Here is a 14,566-nt window from a genome sequence, read left to right as displayed (position 1 = left end):
CCCGCCCTCCCGGCGCGTGCGCGATGTTACAGTGATCCGATCGAGGGACGTTCGTCGAGCTACCGAAGCACGAATTTGGATGAATTGGTCGCCGTGTATGCGCCATTCCGCTGGAAGCCTGCCGGCCCATTGCCTGCCGGGGTCTCATAGAGGCTCGCAACGACAGGGCGCGATGGGGGAACGGTCCCAGGAGCCGCCGCGCTGATTCGGGCAACCGGGCTCGCTGCACCCGGTATCGTTCCGAGGTCGAACGGACGCTCAGGCGGGAGCGGTACATTGCTCGCGACAGCTCCTGCCATAGCGGCCGGTTGCGTCGTGCGAACTGGCGCAGAGTAGGCCCCATTATCCGGCTCGTAGGTGCGAAGGGCAATGGCCTGGCGCGGCGCACTCGACTGCGGCGCAGCCTGTGCGATCATGGTCGGAGCCGAGCCAGTCAGGCTTGCAGGCTGTCCGTCCGTTCGCAGACTGGCCAGAAGGATACGGTCGTCGCTGCCATTCGTGGAAGCGCGCCCGACATACTCGACCCGCACTCGCGCGGTCCCGGACTGCCGGAAGCCAAGGGCCGCGGCAGCACGCTCGGAGACATCGATCACTCGATTGCCGTGGAACGGACCGCGATCATTCACGCGGACGATCATGGAATGGCCGTTCTGCATATTCGTGACGCGCGCGTAGCTGGGCAGCGGCATGGTCGTATGCGCAGCCGCAATCGAATCGCGATCAAAGACCTCGCCGTTCGCCGTCATGCGGCCATGGAAGTTCGCACCGTACCAGGACGCCAAGCCTTCGTTGGCGCGGGGCGTCTCGTTGGGAACGTAGGTGCGGCCAGCCACAGTATATGGCTTTCCGACCATTTGGCGGCCGCCGCCTTTCGGAATGGGCTGGCCGTCCGCGACAACCTTCGGACTCGGGGCGACGCCGTATTTCGGATCGATACCGCCTCGGACGTTGGAGGAGCAATTGGCAGCGGTCAGTGCAATCGCGGTCACGCCTGCGATGCGGAGCAATGTCCGCTGATGGGAGGAAAGAAGGGTTCCCTTCTTCGCCCCGGCCGTCGCTTCTGCGCGATTACAATGCATATCGCCTCGCATTCTATTATCCGCACTGTGCATGGCAGCGCGCCCGATGATCTCGGGCATCGCGCAAAATGCTTTTGGAGCCCTTAAAGGAAAGTTAAATGGCCGCGCTTGTCAATGGCAAAGCTGGAACGCTCATAATATTGTTTCTATTTGAAAAATCGTCAGTCAAATCAGTTGGATGAAAGCAAAACTTTCAATCTTGCTTCAGCTTCAGCTGCCTCCTGGCCGCGGATGTCGGAAAAGCGCCCTCACCGAGCGAGGAAGTTGAAAAATGAGGAGGTCCGAGAAATAATCCTGTTGAATCAATACATTAATGTGCATCGATCCGCCGCGATGCAAATATTGATGGTCCGTCAGGGGGCGAGCACCACCCATGGACAACTCGTTGTTGATTCACCGGGCATTTTGAGGTGGCTTGGTTAACGAGCCGCTTGCAACCCAAGACTGTAACGGAATCTCGTCTCGAAGATGGCGGAGAGGGTGTCCGCCAAACCCCGTCCCCTCCCCGTCCATGAGCGTCCAAAGGTGCGGCAAATAGACCAGCATCTTTAATAGGTTACGTCTTCCGGCGTCCGAGCGTGTCCGCTAGAATCCAGTCATCCGGGTGGGGTACTCGGTGGGGAAGCGTGGGGCCAACACATGTCCAAGCAGCTTCACAAACTCAGCGCCAGAGAGGTGGCGACCTTAACCAAGCCTGGACGGCACTCCGATGGCGGAGGCCTGTATCTCAGCATCTCTCCCAGCCGTGCCCGTTCGTGGGTTTTCATGTGGAAGGTCAAGGGCAAGCGCCGCGAGATGGGGCTTGGCTCCCTGCGGGACGTGCCGCTCGCCAAAGCCCGCCAGCGCGCGGCCGTCGCCCGCGAGATGCTCGTCGAGGGGATCGATCCCCTCGTGGCACGAGACAAGCCCAAAGTCATGACGTTCGGTGAGGCAGCCGATGCTTTGATTGAGAGCATGTCATCCTCTTGGCGCAACGCCAAGCATCGCGCCCAGTGGAAGATGACCCTCACCTTCTACTGCGAGCCGCTCCGCTCCAAGCCAGTCGCGGAGGTCGGGACTGAGGATGTTCTCAAGGTTCTGAAGCCGCTATGGGCGGCGAAGCCCGAGACCGGCTCGCGCTTGCGGGGCCGGATCGAGCGCGTGCTCGACTTCGCAAGAGCGCGCGGGCAGCGGGTCGGCGAGAACCCGGCCCGGTGGCGGGGCCATCTCGATGCCCTGCTGCCGAAACGGGCGAAGCTCACGCGCGGCCATCACGCGGCGATGCCCTTCGATGAGGTGCCCGCCTTCATGGCTTCGTTACGCGAGCGAGAAGGCATTGCACCGCGCGCCCTGGAGTTCGCCATCCTGACGGCTGCCCGCTCGGGCGAGGTGCTGGGAGCCCGCTGGGACGAGATCAACCTCGATGCTCGCCTGTGGACCGTGCCCGCCGCCCGGATGAAAGGTGGCCGCCCGCACAGGGTTCCGCTCTCGGATCGCGCGGTCGAAATCCTGCGGCAGATGGAGCAGGCGCAGATCAGCGAATTCGTGTTTCCGGGACTGAAGCACAAGCGGCCTCTCTCAGGCATGGCTCTCGAAATGGTGCTGCGCCGGATGAAGGTTGACGTGACCGTGCATGGTTTCCGCAGTGCCTTTCGCGACTGGGCCGGAGAGCGCACGCATTTCCCACGTGAGATTGCCGAGGCGGCTCTGGCACACCTTGTCGGCGATGCCGTCGAGCGGGCCTACCGGCGCGGCGATGCCCTGGAGAAGCGGCGGCAGCTCATGGATGCCTGGGCGCGGTTCTGCGAGCCGGGCGCAAATGGAGCTGTAGTCCCCATCGGTCGGCGAACGGTGAAGGGATAGGCGCGTAGGCCATGAGCGGCGAGCTGGACGACGAGACGGTACGACAGCGCCTGATCGATATTTTCGAGCGTGAAACGCGACTCTTCGAGCGGCTTGCAGAAGTTGGCCGGGGCTTTGGTCAAGCCGTGACTGCCGCTGACAAGCAGCAGAACGCGATGGCCGCACTGGAGGCCGTCATCGAGTATCTGAACGCCCGCAAGGCGGGCCTCGACTGCATAAAGCCGCTCCTGGCCCTTTGGGGCGACATCGAGAACCTCTGCGACGGCAATGAGGTCGATTTTCTGAAGCCGCAAAGGGGCGGGGTCAGGAAAAGACCCGACAAGTCGATTGTCCTCGACACTGTGTTCGCCGCAGCATCGGCCCTGATTGATCATCTCGTTGATAGGCACGGCTGGCTCGATAATGAGGCCGTCAGTCGTGTTGCCAAGGAAATAAAAATACGAGGCCTCGCTCTAAGCCACGCCAAGTCCGCAAAGTCCGCCAAGTCCGATTCAGAACTCGTCAAGCAGCTGTCGGGTTACCGCATTCGCCTCAACAACGACTTACGCCCCAGGAACGTGAAGAAACTTTACGAAGAGACGTTGGACATCATCGCCCCGATGGAGCCTGAGAATGCGATCCCGTTCCTCCTCGATTTCGTGGGGTCGCTGGGCGCAAAGCGCGAGAAATTTTAAGTCGTGTTTAAAAATCCCAGTCGCCCAGCGAATGTCGTGGCGCGTCTGTAGCTGAACGGACGCGACGCCGGGGTTACTCCCGGATCGACAAGGAGGCTTACTCGTTGAACAAAAGCGAACAGCAGTCCGAGCGTTTTGCTTATTCCCCGACGGAATTTGCTAAGCGTCTGGGGAAGAGCCGCAGCTTCATCTACGACGAAATTGCCAAAGGCCGCTTGAAGGCCCGGCGCATGGGCGACCGCATTGTCATCACCGTCGATGATGGTCGCGATTATCTCGCGTCGTTGCCGGTCGTGAAGCCGACCGCCGCCTGAGCAACGAAGAGCCCGGCGCAATGGCCGGGCTAAGTCAAGGATTTCTAAGCAATGACCGACTATACCACGGTGGGCTTTGCCCGCCACCGGAAAACTGCGCCTGAGAGCAAGCTTACTAATCTGGGCCACGCCGTCTCCGGCAACGCCACCGTCAACTCCCGCGTCGTGATCAAGCTCGCCGCCAAGCACGGCCTGTCGCTGGCGCTGGCCCGTACCATTGCCGAACTTGCCAGCTTTCGTCTGGAGGTAGGCGATGAGCGCTAACGACGTGATCGAACTGCACGCCGTCGTGGATGGCGGCCCCGAGCGCAAGTTCGTCGGCCGCTTCGCATGGGCGTTGTTCCAGCTCATCCAGGCAGCCGACATGGGCTGCACACCGATTGATCAGCCCGCGCCGCGTTGGAGCAACTACGTCTTCCGGCTGCGCCGCCAGGGCATCGTCGTCGAGACGATCACCGAAGGACACGCCGGGGCTTATGCGGGCACGCACGCACGCTACGTCCTGCGCAGCGCGGTCGAGGTGCTCAAGGTCGTTCGCGCCGGGGAGAAGCGCCATGATGCGTGATCTCCCCATGACCGTGGCCGAGTGGAAGCGCAACTCTCGCGAGACGCTGCGTGTGCGTCTCGACACCTACAACGGCCAGACCATCGTGGACTGCCGCGCGTGGTGGTCCGACGCGAATGGCGAACTGCGTCCCGGCAAGAGCGGCTTGACCCTCTCGGTTCGCCACCTCCCTGCCCTCGCCGAGGCCCTCGCCAAGGCACTGGCGGCGGCCCAGGACGCTGGCCTCGTTACGGATGACGCATCCTAGCCAGAGACGAGCAGCAGCCGGAGCGTGAACTCCGGCTGCTTTTCTCATCCATCTCCAAGAGGCGCAGCTCTTAGAAGCCAGGGCCACTGCGAGGCATTCAGATGGCGAAACGTCACAACCACAAGGGCCGGAGCACTACGACCGAGCGCTTCGTGTCTCTGCCGCATTACATGTTGAAATCGGCCGCGTGGCGCTCGCTCTCGCCCGTCGAGCGGAGCGTCTTCATTGAGTTGGCGCTTCTCTACAACGGCACGAACAACGGACGCCTTGCGCTCTCGGCGCGGGATGCCGCCCGACAGGTCGGCTGCTCGAAGGCCACTTCGGCACGCGCCTTCATCGAGCTGGAGCGGAAGGGGTTCATCCAATGCCGACAGCAGGGCCATTTTGACCGGAAGGAGCGGCATGCAACCGAATACGGCCTGACGCTCCATGCCTGCGACCGTACCGCCGAGCGCGCATCGAGAGCCTTCATGGGCTGGCGACCCGACGATGAAAAATTTAAAACCGGTCTCACCAGAGGTACAGACGGTCTCACCAGAGGGACAGTTCAGCCTCTCACGAAAGAAAATTACCGCTCACGGTACTCCACATGAGACCGTGAGGCGTGTTTTGGCCCCTCTCACGGTCTCACCAGAGGTACACATATACATCTACCATGTGGGGTGCGGGGATGAAGCCGCTGCTCCGTGTCATCCATGACGCTCTGCGCCGATCGAGCGGTCCGCGTTCAGGATGAGCCCTTCGCGGGTTGGAGTCATCGCTTTGGCCGCTCGCATTCGACAGGCACGAGCGTCATCCCCTTCATCGGGCCATTTCTGCGGCAGGTGAAGAGCCGGGAACGGCCAAGAGCTTCGCGTCTGCCATGCGGCGCGGGTTTCAAGCCGCACAAGACCAAGATTGCACGTGGATGGCGTGGCATTCGCCTCAAGGAACACAAGTCGATTTCAACGGGTGACGGATGACGCTTGGTGACGCGTAATCCGTCATTCCCCCTTTAACGCGCACAGGCGCGTACGCGTATAGGCGCTAATGCCGAAAATCGCGTCACCAAGCGTCATCCGTCACCAGCCATCACAAGGCGATGGTTCAACCGTGACGGCGCACCCCGCGACCCGCGCTGCGAGCTCCAGAAAGAGCACCCCATGAAACACATTCCAACGCTGCACATCGTGGTTCGTCCCGTGAGCCAGGGCCGCTACGCCGCCCTCCTCGACAGCCAGGAGCTGTGCCGGTCCTCCATGCCGTTCTTCTCGGCAGCGCGTCGGCTTCTCGCTCAGGAACACGATCCGTCCACGCTGCTGAGCATGCGCCATGAGGGCTCGGCCGTCGTCGCGCTGCGGTCGACCATCGGCCGGGCGGCAAGGCTGACTGTCCAGGAGAGCGCCAAGGACAGCGCCCGGATCGTCCGTTTAAGGACCGCCGTCGCGAACGGAGAGTTCACAGAGCTGTCCGGCCATACCCTCGCTGCCGAATAGCTCAGAAGATTCCGTATGCCCGGCCACCAGCGGCAAAAGCGCGTCCGCCGGTAGGTGGTAGCCGGAAGCCTGGAAATCGCCGCTGGCGGTGCCGCCGCGCACATGCGTTTAAACGCTTAAACTTCAGAGCCGGAAAAGCCTTCAATCCTGCCGAAGTTCGGCGGTGGAAAACGGCCATTCGTGCTGCTGCGGCAGGTTTAGGACATTGGCCGTTGACGGCTTTTGAGCACTTGCAGGCAGGATCGGTGCCATCAGCAGGAAGCCGCGCCTGAGGAGGCTTCCTACGGGATGCGTTTAAACGCTAACACTGGCAGCCCGACTGGCTGGCCTTGGCCGACGGTCAGGACATCGGACACTTGGGCGCTGACAGAGCCGCCATGGGCTCTGCCGGATGAAATCGGTCGGAACAACCGCGCTGTTGATGAATTACCTGCGTTAATACAACCAAGAATAGGTCGCCTGGCGCGGCCGAACTTCGGGCAAGAGCCCTTGAACACCCGTAGCCGGTGGACACGCGACAAAGCGGTAGGCGCCTAAGAAAGCTTTGTGGCTTCGTCTGCTCAAGCGGCGTGTGTCGCGCGTATTGGGGCAACCGACATACCAGTGTCACAGGCCAGGGTCCAAGCTGCAGCGCTTGAGACCCTCTCTTCGATTACTTGCGAGGGACCATGACGACGAACGGATACTTCCCCCAAACACCGCCGGACAAGGCGAACGAACTCTTCGAGAAGCTTCTCGCTACATCCAACACCGCGCTCAAAACCCGTGAGCGACTGTTCGCAGACCTGAAGGAAGAGCTGGTTCTTCTCGCCGGCCTTCAGGAAGAACACCTTTTTCCTGTGCTGACGCGACACGGGATGCACGACCTTCTGCGAGAGGCCATCAACGACAATGAGGAAACGGCCGCGCTCCTCGGCGAGTTGGAGCGCATGCCCAAGAACAGCGCTGAGTTCATCAGCCGAGTGACCGAGCTTAGACGAGCCTTCCAGCAGCACATCCGCGACGACAGGATGGAGTTGCTTCCCGCCGTGCTCAAGGTGTTGAGCGACGAGGAAGTTCATGCCGTAACTGAGAGAGTGGAGGATGAAATGGCGAACTTTGACGACACCAAACGCGCTGAGGCCCGACATGCCCGTGACCAAGCCGAAGCCGTCCAACGGGTGACGGAAGACGTGGCGGATACGCTGCGGGCCGGTGTGGAAAGCACTCAGACCATTGTCCAAGCCATGCAGGAGGCGGTGGAGACCAGCTTCGGCGCGTTCTCGAAATTGACCCGCCGCTCGACAGATGAAGGCTCGCAGTTGGCGGGCCGCTCCGATGTGGTCGCGCTCGGGCTGAGTGAAGAGGCGGCGCACAACCTGCGCGCTGTGGCCCAATCCGCGGCCGCCCTGGCGCGCGGGCTGCAGGACGTCTCGCGCGAGGCGGTCGAGCGCAGCCAGAAGCGCCTGCAGCGCAACCTGGATGGCCTGCAGGCGCTCGCCCGCTGCCGGTCGATGACCGACCTGGTCGAGGTTCAGACCTCCCTTGTGCGCGACAACCTGGAACAGACGGTCGAGAACAGCCGGCGCATCGCCGAGCTGATGATCCAGATGGCCGACGCGGCCGCCCGCACCGTGACCGTGCAGGCCGACAAAACGGCCCAGCGCCTCAGTCGCGTCGCATAAGCAGCACTTCAGGCAACGAGCACAGGCTCCCGGCTCATCAGCCGGGAGTTCATGACGGTCCCTGGGTGCGCTGGAAATTCCGCGGGCCCATCGATCCGGTGCCTGATGTGAGGGTGGATGGGTTCTCTCCCCAACCGATGAGCAAGCATCGCCGCTAAAAAGAAAGCGCCTGTCTCAACGGGCGCTCCAAGGTGCGGCCCGCCGCTGCTAACCACGGGCCGGTTGCCCTGCGTACTCATCCCCTGCTCCAGGCGTCAGTCGGGTAGCCGACAGAGCTGAGAAAATCTTACATTTCGTCGAGATGGTTCCTCGCGGTGTCGCCTCTCGCGAAAGCGGCCCATGGCTTCAACGATCAGCCGTCTCGTCTAGCGTCCGGCTGTGTGATCCTGCCGCCTCAACCGGAGTGCTGCAGGTGCTGCTGCGCCCACAGGGCGGCCTGGGTGCGGTTGGCCGCCTGGACCTTTCGCAGAATGCTTTTGATGTAGACCTTGACGGTCGCTTCCGTGATATCAAGCTGGCGTGCGATCATCTTGTTGGAGTCGCCCTGCATCAGGCACTGCAGAATCCGGGCCTCTCGATCCGACAACCGTCCCGCAGGCCCGGCAATCGGCGTCGCCTTGACCACCTGAGCGTCCGGCAGGCTCCGGCGGGACAACTGTTCGAGCAGCGCCAGACCGATAGCAGCCGGGAGGAAGGTCTCACCGGCCATCACCAGTTCCAGAGCCGTGACCAGGCTGCTCCCATCCATGGCTGGCGAGCAAAGCCCGTTCAGCCCGGCCTCGCACAGACGCACGACAGCGTTGGGCTCCAAATGATCGGCCAGAACGACCACCCGTGCCGCAGGACACTGCGCCTTCAGCGGCTCAAGGATTTCCAGATACTCATCGGGCGAGAGGCTCTCACACAGCAGGATGAGAGCGGGCTCGCTTCCGGCAAAAGCCGAAATGTCCGATGCTGGATCGACAACATCGTCCGCCAGGGCGAATGGCGTGTCGGACAGGATATGCCTGAGACCGGCGTGCAGAACGGTGTTGCGGCAGATCAGCAGGGTGGTGATGTGCGGAACAGTGCGAGGGGCGACGGACTGCGGCTGCTTCATGACGATGACTTCGTGCGCCATAACCGACGAACTCCCCCGAGCCCTTTGGCCAATGACTCAATACTGCATGAAGAACTGGTCGGATGGTTTGCCCCGAACGTGGCAGCAACATGGCTCGGGCGGGCTAATCCCTCCGGGAGTGTGGTTCGAAGGCGGTAGCCGATGGCACGGGCCATAGGATTGGATCGGAGAGGTTACCGCGTGACGCCGAACTCGAATGAAGAGGCGTTAGGACCATACCGCACCTCTCCGGCGTTATCTGACGGGTTGCTGGTTTAGGCGTCTGCAGGAGGCGTTGCCATGGCCCAGGTCCAGAGACTACCCCGACACCAGGACAACCGGCTCCTGGCCGCTCTGGCGAAAGAGGATCTGGCCTATCTCGAGCCGCACCTGGCCGTCCTGGAACTGCAACGAGGGCAGATCCTCTATGAGCCCGGAGGGACTGTCACGCATACCTACTTCCCGCATGATGCCATGGTGTCGCTCGTCACCGTCATGCGGGACGGCAAGGCGGCCGAGATGGCGGTGTTCGGCCGCGAAGGCCTGTTCGGGCTGGTGAGCGCCTTTGTGAGCAGCCAGTCCTTCGGGCGCTACATCGTCCAACTGAGCGGCTCGGCATCGCGGATTGACCTCTCCCGGATGCAAGAGGCCATGGCAGCTCGCCCGGCGATCCAACACTTGGTCGTGCGCTACACCGAGGCACTGATGGCGCAGACGCTCCAGACTGTTGCCTGCAACGCCGTTCACAGCGTCGAGGCCCGCTGCTGCCGCTGGCTTCTCATGTCTCAGGACAGAGTGGGTGAGGCGGAGCTGCCTCTCACGCATGAGTTCTTGGCCGAGATGCTGGGCGTGCAGCGCTCGACGGTGAGCGAGGTCACGCGCACGCTGCAGGACAAGGGCCTCATCCAGCAAGGCAGAGGCATGATTACGGTCATTGACCGTCCCGCTCTTCAGAAGGCCGCGTGTGAGTGCTACGGGATCATCCGTCAGCGGTATCAACAGCTCCTGCCGCAGACCTATGAGCGGGATTGAACAGCGGCTCTAATAGCCGCCGTTCCGCTGTGGCCTCTCTTAATGCGAGCAGAAGAACGCCAATATCGTCGTCCAGCAGCTTGATCGCATTGCGGGCACACTGCCGGAAGTGCTCTCTGCGGATCGCAGTTTCGGCGTCCCATGAGCAGGCTTGGGGCTGCGCTTCCTGGATGGCCCGAGCAACCAGCTCAACCCTGTGCTCCATCGTTTCCCGGCCCATGATGACAACTCCTGTCGCCGTCCCAAGAAATGTTGCGGTTCGCCGTCGAGTCAGAGGCTGGCGAGCAAAGGCTTGCTCCGATAAAGGTGCCGAGAGAAGCAACGAACAGGATCGACGCACGCTGGAACGACGGCTCGGTGTTATTGTCAGCCGCAGGTTCAGATGAGATGTCGTGTGAATGTTGATCGTGAGGCATGAGCTTATCCTGAAGTCGTCTGACGATGCATGATCGCCAAACGTCGGCATGCGTCGATCTATTCCTTCACGAATTCTATCAATGTGTTTCGAGGGCGTCGGAAGACTAGGTCTCCTGGGCGGGAGTATTTCAACACGCCCTTTCAACCGGCTGCCGTCATCGTCCGAGACGCCATGTAGAACCCCTAACCCAAATCCGCCGCTCGCTACCTCTTTCAGCCCCGCGCTTCCTCGCAGCCCCGACATCCCTTTCGCCTAGCTATCACCGGTACGGCTTCAAGGACCCGAGCCGGCTGGAGGGGATCGATGCCTTCACTGGACTGTGTCAGCAGCCCCATCACAGGGCTGCGTCCCCCCGCCATGCCTGGGACGGGCTGCAAAAGCACGGCATCACCACCATCGACCAGCTCAGGGCCATGGCCGGATCGGCTCGAACGGCTCGAGCGGATCGGCCCCAAGACCGCGCGGGTCGTCCGGAAGGAACTCGCCCGTATCAAGTTCCCTTGAAGAGCCGCCGTCGGGCAGAGACAGCACGAAGGTCGCGAACATTCGAAAGGCGACGTTATGAGTCACGAGAGGAGCAAGCTCTCGCGAGGCACCCGCGCTTCGCGCCGCCACCTTGCTCAGACTGCCCGGAAGGGAATCACCTCGATCACCTGGTGGCTCTGGTCGGAAACCACAATGGCGAAATGCATCGGGTCCATGTTCTGGCGCAACATGGCGGCTCGGTAGGCTCGCGCGGCCTTCACGGCTTCGTTGTGGGCGTCGGCCTGGTTGGGCAGATCGATCCGCCCGAGAACCTCAGTGATCGAGAGGCCTTGGATGGCAAAGTAGAAGCGAGGCATCTCAACCTCCTTCCGAGAACTGGCGCCTGGTACAAGCTATAGAATTAAGCTCCCGCCGCTGCCGATCCAGGACCATGCAGGCCCTCTGAGAATTTCGCTGAAGGCCGCTCATGGAACAGCGAACCCCGGCCTCTTTTGGCCGTTGGTAAGCGAGGAACTCTATCGGAGGCATGAGTCATGTATGCGTTCCGCCCCGGCAAGGCGGCCGAGTATCGCCAGCAGGCTGAGAAGATTCGCACCCTTGCCGAGCAGGTCTCGCTCCTCGAAGCCAAGTTTCACCTGTTCGAGGCGGCCCAGCACCTTGACGAGCTGGCGGCAGACGAGGAGCGCCGATAGGCTGCCGTCGCGTCGGCGATCCTATGCTATCTCGACTGTTCGTCCGCTCGCTTAGCGCTGGTACCCGCCCGCCGATCAATCTCGCCTGCAACGGCTGACCAAAACCTAAAGCCCGGCTCGCTCCCTCTGGCCCGGCAATAAAAGGCCTGCTGCCGAGCGCGGGCATAGGCCGCTGTGCCCTCATACGCGATCAGGCATACAGCTTCGTACTCGACTGCCGTGAGGCCGTCTTGAGGCCGACGCTTGGCAAGGGAGCTGCGGATATAACTGATGAGGCGCTTCATCAGTGCCAGTATGGGCACGTGATGCGGCGGGTCAATCAGATGTGTAGCGAGCGAACTCTCAACCATAGTCGAGCGGTCGTGGTTCGGATCGGTGCCTGTCGACACGACCCGGGGTGCGATCCTGCCGCCTCAGCCGGGATGGTGGATTACCGTCCGCAGGTGCTGACGTGCCCAGATGCTTGACCCCGCAACGTATTTGGCGAACTGATTGCACCATACCCGGCAATGGGATGAGTTATGGATCAGGCAGAACAGCAGAAGCTGGATCTCACCAGCATCACCACCGACATCGTTTCAGCGTATGTTGCGAACAATGCAGTTCATCGGGCCGAGCTGCCGGCCGTGATCGCGTCCGTACATGCGGCGCTTCGAGGGTTAGTCGCTCCCAAGCGACTGGAGCCTGAGAAGCCCGAGCCCGTTGTTTCGATCCGCAGGTCTGTCACGCCTGACTACCTGATCAGCCTTGAAGACGGCAAGAAGTACAAGACGCTCAAGCGCCATCTTGGAAAGCTGGGGCTAACCCCCGAACAGTATCGTGCAAAGTGGGGACTTCCCGGTGACTATCCGATCGTCGCGCCAAACTACGCGCAGAAGCGCTCCGAGCTCGCCAGAAGCAGTGGCCTCGGCCAGCAGCGGCGGAAGACCGCCGCGAAAGCAGCTGCAGCGCTGGAGGAGACCGCAACGGCTCCGGCCAAGGCTTCAACACCCAAGCGTCGCGCACCTTCCAAGAAGAAGATCAGCGAGTAAGCTCCGAGGGTCCCTGGGTGGCTTGGCAAACCACCGTCCCAACCATCCAACTCAGGCGAGGCTTGCAGCCTAACCCGGCTTGCTTCTGCCTTTGCCAGGGATCGGGCGATGCAGATACCGTTGCCGAGAGGCAATCAACTTCGTGGAAGCCGCTTTTGGCAAGCCAAGGAACAGCGCGGAGTGCTCGGCCACCCTGACGGTTCATGAGGCGAACAGGCTACCAGAGATGACGGGCGGGGCTGTAAGGGTCCCAAGACACATTGAACAGGTATCCGGCCACTAAAGCGAGGATGGCCACGTTCAGAAGGGCGAGCACGAGCAGGATGATCCGGGTCCTTTTCTCATGCCCGAACAAACTGAATTGAGCGACCGTCAGCTTCTCGCGTTGCCTCTGTTCGTCGTGACGCTCATCCTGCATGGGTTACCTCCGAACCCCCTCGCTTTATCAGCCTCGCACGGGCGCGAAAGATCATCCAGAATTTCCGAGAAGCCTGTGTGGACAATGCCTTGGTCAGCGGAACTGAGGTCATCCTTCTCCGTTGAGACTTCTCTGAATCCGTTTGTAGATCGCTTTTCATATGTCTGTGTCCGAACCCCGGATGGTCGTCCTCGTGGTCGAGGACGAGACCCTGGTGCGCATGTTCATGGCCGACTTCCTGGATGAGGCCGGGTTCAAGGTCTTCGAGGCGGTCAATGCCGACGAGGCCCTGACCGTGCTCCAAGCCCGGCCCGATGTTCAGGTGGTGGTCACCGACATTGAAATGCCAGCCGGCTCCATGAACGGGCTCAAGCTGGCGCGAACCATCCAGGAACGTTGGCCCGGCGTCAGCGTCGTGATTTCCTCGGGCCGGGAGCGCCCCGGTCCTGACGATCTGTCGGACAAAGTCGCCTTCCTCGCCAAGCCGTATCTGCCCGACACCATCGTTGCCGTGCTCCGGCAGATGGCCACGCCCCAGATGGTTGAATCGCCCGTGGCTTAGAGCACCTGACAATTGTCAGGCGGTCAGCGGACAGTGGGATTCAGGGGGATCGACAGGAGGGACCGGCCGGAGGGATCCACGATATCGAGCCGCCAGCCCTCCCAGGATGCGCCGAGTTCGATTGCCTCGGTCCTGATATCCTCGATGGCCTGCAGGGCCATTTCCTCGGCCGTGGTCAAGTCCAAGACCTCGATGCCGATATCATCCGGGATGCTCTCGTGCCCGTTCACGAGATGAAAGTAGCAGCGCATCGAGGTCTCTGAATCCAAGGCGATGCCAAGCTGCTCGGCTAAGACCTCAGGATGGCATCGATATTGCTAAGGTCTTGGTCCGCTATCTAGCCGCAGGTCAGGGCTCTGCCAATACAACTACTTGGTCACCTGCGAGTAGGGAATAAAAGCCGCATCCTTCCCGTTAACCTAACTTATGATAGTCAGCCTGCCGAGGTGGTATCGCAGTGGCATCTACGTTGCGCTGCTGTTCGGGGACGTCCGTGACAATGAAGACGAGCCTTCGCAAGAGACCAGCAGCGGCGGAGCCGTGGAGCATTCCCATGGCCGCCGTCCTCGGCTTCCTAATAGGCGTTTTCCTCGCCACCATTCGGCACCTCAGTCACGCTCATTCCGGTTACACCCCCGACGCCCTGGTCGAGCATTTCGTTCCGCAGTTGATCGGAACTGTCACGGTCTGCGCGCTTGTGTCTGCTCTCGCGGCCATGATCCTCGACCGGCTCATGCGGAAGCACTGATTCCGCTCTGACCTTCATCAAGCGGGGTCCTGTTGGCTGTACGACAGCCATGGGATTTCCAAGAGTTGCCCCAGCACCACGGCGAGGGCGAGCACAGCCAGGACCATTAACAGAGCCAGGATCACGCCAAGTCGTCTGACCTGACGGGTCGCCTCGGCCTCAACGGCATCGATCTCGCACTGTCTTTCCCGCTCCTGGAACATAACATCCCGCCTCCGCC

At 61.6% G+C, this 14,566-nt stretch carries 21 protein-coding genes; 14 read left to right on the top strand and 7 right to left on the bottom strand.

Annotation, left to right across the window (positions count from 1 at the left end):
* Nucleotides 1-59: 59 nt before the first annotated feature.
* Nucleotides 60-1,091: a septal ring lytic transglycosylase RlpA family protein gene (locus JO965_RS13820; RefSeq protein WP_246776552.1), complete on the bottom strand. Its 1,032-nt coding sequence runs from the start codon at nt 1,089-1,091 to the stop codon at nt 60-62.
* Nucleotides 1,092-1,718: 627 nt separating this feature from the next.
* Between JO965_RS13820 and JO965_RS13815 the strand changes: the two genes are divergently transcribed.
* The 9 genes from JO965_RS13815 to JO965_RS13775 all read left to right on the top strand — a co-directional run bounded on the left by JO965_RS13815 (nt 1,719) and on the right by JO965_RS13775 (nt 7,860).
* A complete protein-coding gene (locus JO965_RS13815; RefSeq protein WP_203439471.1) occupies nt 1,719-2,921 on the top strand; it encodes a site-specific integrase in 1,203 nt (400 codons plus the stop codon).
* Between the two features lie 11 nt (nt 2,922-2,932).
* Entirely contained in the window at nt 2,933-3,595 is a 663-nt protein-coding gene (locus JO965_RS13810) for a hypothetical protein (protein WP_203439470.1), read from the top strand.
* 104 nt (nt 3,596-3,699) lie between these two features.
* Entirely contained in the window at nt 3,700-3,909 is a 210-nt protein-coding gene (locus JO965_RS13805) for a helix-turn-helix domain-containing protein (protein ID WP_203439469.1), read from the top strand.
* Between the two features lie 51 nt (nt 3,910-3,960).
* The gene (locus JO965_RS13800) at nt 3,961-4,173 is read left to right on the top strand and encodes a hypothetical protein (protein WP_203439468.1); all 213 of its coding nucleotides are present in this window, start codon (nt 3,961-3,963) and stop codon (nt 4,171-4,173) included.
* The gene (locus tag JO965_RS13795) at nt 4,163-4,474 is read left to right on the top strand and encodes a hypothetical protein (RefSeq protein WP_246776551.1); all 312 of its coding nucleotides are present in this window, start codon (nt 4,163-4,165) and stop codon (nt 4,472-4,474) included. Before JO965_RS13800 ends, JO965_RS13795 begins: the two co-directional genes overlap by 11 nt.
* A complete protein-coding gene (locus JO965_RS13790) occupies nt 4,464-4,721 on the top strand; it encodes a transcriptional coactivator p15/PC4 family protein (protein ID WP_203439467.1) in 258 nt (85 codons plus the stop codon). The genes JO965_RS13795 and JO965_RS13790 overlap by 11 nt, the downstream gene beginning before the upstream one ends.
* Nucleotides 4,722-4,822: 101 nt before the next feature.
* Complete coding sequence (locus tag JO965_RS13785) at nt 4,823-5,314, top strand: hypothetical protein (RefSeq protein WP_203439466.1); 492 nt, start codon at nt 4,823-4,825, stop codon at nt 5,312-5,314.
* 549 nt (nt 5,315-5,863) lie between these two features.
* On the top strand, nt 5,864-6,196 hold the full coding sequence (locus JO965_RS13780) for a hypothetical protein (RefSeq protein WP_203439465.1): 333 nt from the start codon (nt 5,864-5,866) through the stop codon (nt 6,194-6,196).
* Between the two features lie 668 nt (nt 6,197-6,864).
* On the top strand, nt 6,865-7,860 hold the full coding sequence (locus JO965_RS13775; protein ID WP_203439464.1) for a phasin family protein: 996 nt from the start codon (nt 6,865-6,867) through the stop codon (nt 7,858-7,860).
* Between the two features lie 394 nt (nt 7,861-8,254).
* On the opposite strand, the gene JO965_RS13770 is transcribed toward JO965_RS13775, so the two are convergent.
* Complete coding sequence (locus JO965_RS13770) at nt 8,255-8,980, bottom strand: response regulator transcription factor (protein WP_203439463.1); 726 nt, start codon at nt 8,978-8,980, stop codon at nt 8,255-8,257.
* A gap of 279 nt (nt 8,981-9,259) precedes the next feature.
* On the opposite strand from JO965_RS13770, the gene JO965_RS13765 reads away from it, so the two are divergent.
* Nucleotides 9,260-9,991, top strand: coding sequence for a Crp/Fnr family transcriptional regulator (locus JO965_RS13765; RefSeq protein ID WP_203439462.1), 732 nt, complete (start codon nt 9,260-9,262; stop codon nt 9,989-9,991).
* A gap of 823 nt (nt 9,992-10,814) precedes the next feature.
* Here the strand turns inward: JO965_RS13765 and JO965_RS13760 are convergent.
* Nucleotides 10,815-10,979, bottom strand: coding sequence for a hypothetical protein (locus JO965_RS13760; protein WP_203439461.1), 165 nt, complete (start codon nt 10,977-10,979; stop codon nt 10,815-10,817).
* A 50-nt stretch (nt 10,980-11,029) separates the two neighbouring features.
* Entirely contained in the window at nt 11,030-11,251 is a 222-nt protein-coding gene (locus JO965_RS13755; RefSeq protein ID WP_203439460.1) for a hypothetical protein, read from the bottom strand.
* 177 nt (nt 11,252-11,428) lie between these two features.
* Here JO965_RS13755 and JO965_RS13750 point away from each other — a divergent pair, with 177 nt between their 5' ends.
* Nucleotides 11,429-11,587: a hypothetical protein gene (locus JO965_RS13750; RefSeq protein WP_203439459.1), complete on the top strand. Its 159-nt coding sequence runs from the start codon at nt 11,429-11,431 to the stop codon at nt 11,585-11,587.
* A gap of 521 nt (nt 11,588-12,108) precedes the next feature.
* Entirely contained in the window at nt 12,109-12,618 is a 510-nt protein-coding gene (locus tag JO965_RS13745) for a MucR family transcriptional regulator (protein WP_203439458.1), read from the top strand.
* Nucleotides 12,619-12,835: 217 nt separating this feature from the next.
* Here JO965_RS13745 and JO965_RS13740 read toward each other — a convergent pair whose 3' ends face one another.
* The gene (locus JO965_RS13740; protein ID WP_203439457.1) at nt 12,836-13,036 is read right to left on the bottom strand and encodes a hypothetical protein; all 201 of its coding nucleotides are present in this window, start codon (nt 13,034-13,036) and stop codon (nt 12,836-12,838) included.
* 160 nt (nt 13,037-13,196) lie between these two features.
* Here JO965_RS13740 and JO965_RS13735 point away from each other — a divergent pair, with 160 nt between their 5' ends.
* Nucleotides 13,197-13,598 (top strand): response regulator, encoded by a 402-nt coding sequence (locus JO965_RS13735; RefSeq protein WP_246776550.1) that lies wholly within the window; start codon nt 13,197-13,199, stop codon nt 13,596-13,598.
* A gap of 23 nt (nt 13,599-13,621) precedes the next feature.
* On the opposite strand, the gene JO965_RS13730 is transcribed toward JO965_RS13735, so the two are convergent.
* Nucleotides 13,622-13,849 (bottom strand): hypothetical protein, encoded by a 228-nt coding sequence (locus tag JO965_RS13730; protein WP_203439456.1) that lies wholly within the window; start codon nt 13,847-13,849, stop codon nt 13,622-13,624.
* A gap of 248 nt (nt 13,850-14,097) precedes the next feature.
* On the opposite strand from JO965_RS13730, the gene JO965_RS13725 reads away from it, so the two are divergent.
* Nucleotides 14,098-14,346: a hypothetical protein gene (locus JO965_RS13725; RefSeq protein ID WP_203439455.1), complete on the top strand. Its 249-nt coding sequence runs from the start codon at nt 14,098-14,100 to the stop codon at nt 14,344-14,346.
* A 17-nt stretch (nt 14,347-14,363) separates the two neighbouring features.
* On the opposite strand, the gene JO965_RS13720 is transcribed toward JO965_RS13725, so the two are convergent.
* Nucleotides 14,364-14,549: a hypothetical protein gene (locus JO965_RS13720; protein ID WP_203439454.1), complete on the bottom strand. Its 186-nt coding sequence runs from the start codon at nt 14,547-14,549 to the stop codon at nt 14,364-14,366.
* Nucleotides 14,550-14,566 lie beyond the last annotated feature (17 nt).

This window comes from Microvirga sp. VF16 (assembly GCF_016864375.1).
Lineage (GTDB): Bacteria > Pseudomonadota > Alphaproteobacteria > Rhizobiales > Beijerinckiaceae > Microvirga.
Note: the sequence above shows the minus strand (reverse complement) of the source record. Positions and strands in the feature narration are given on the sequence as shown.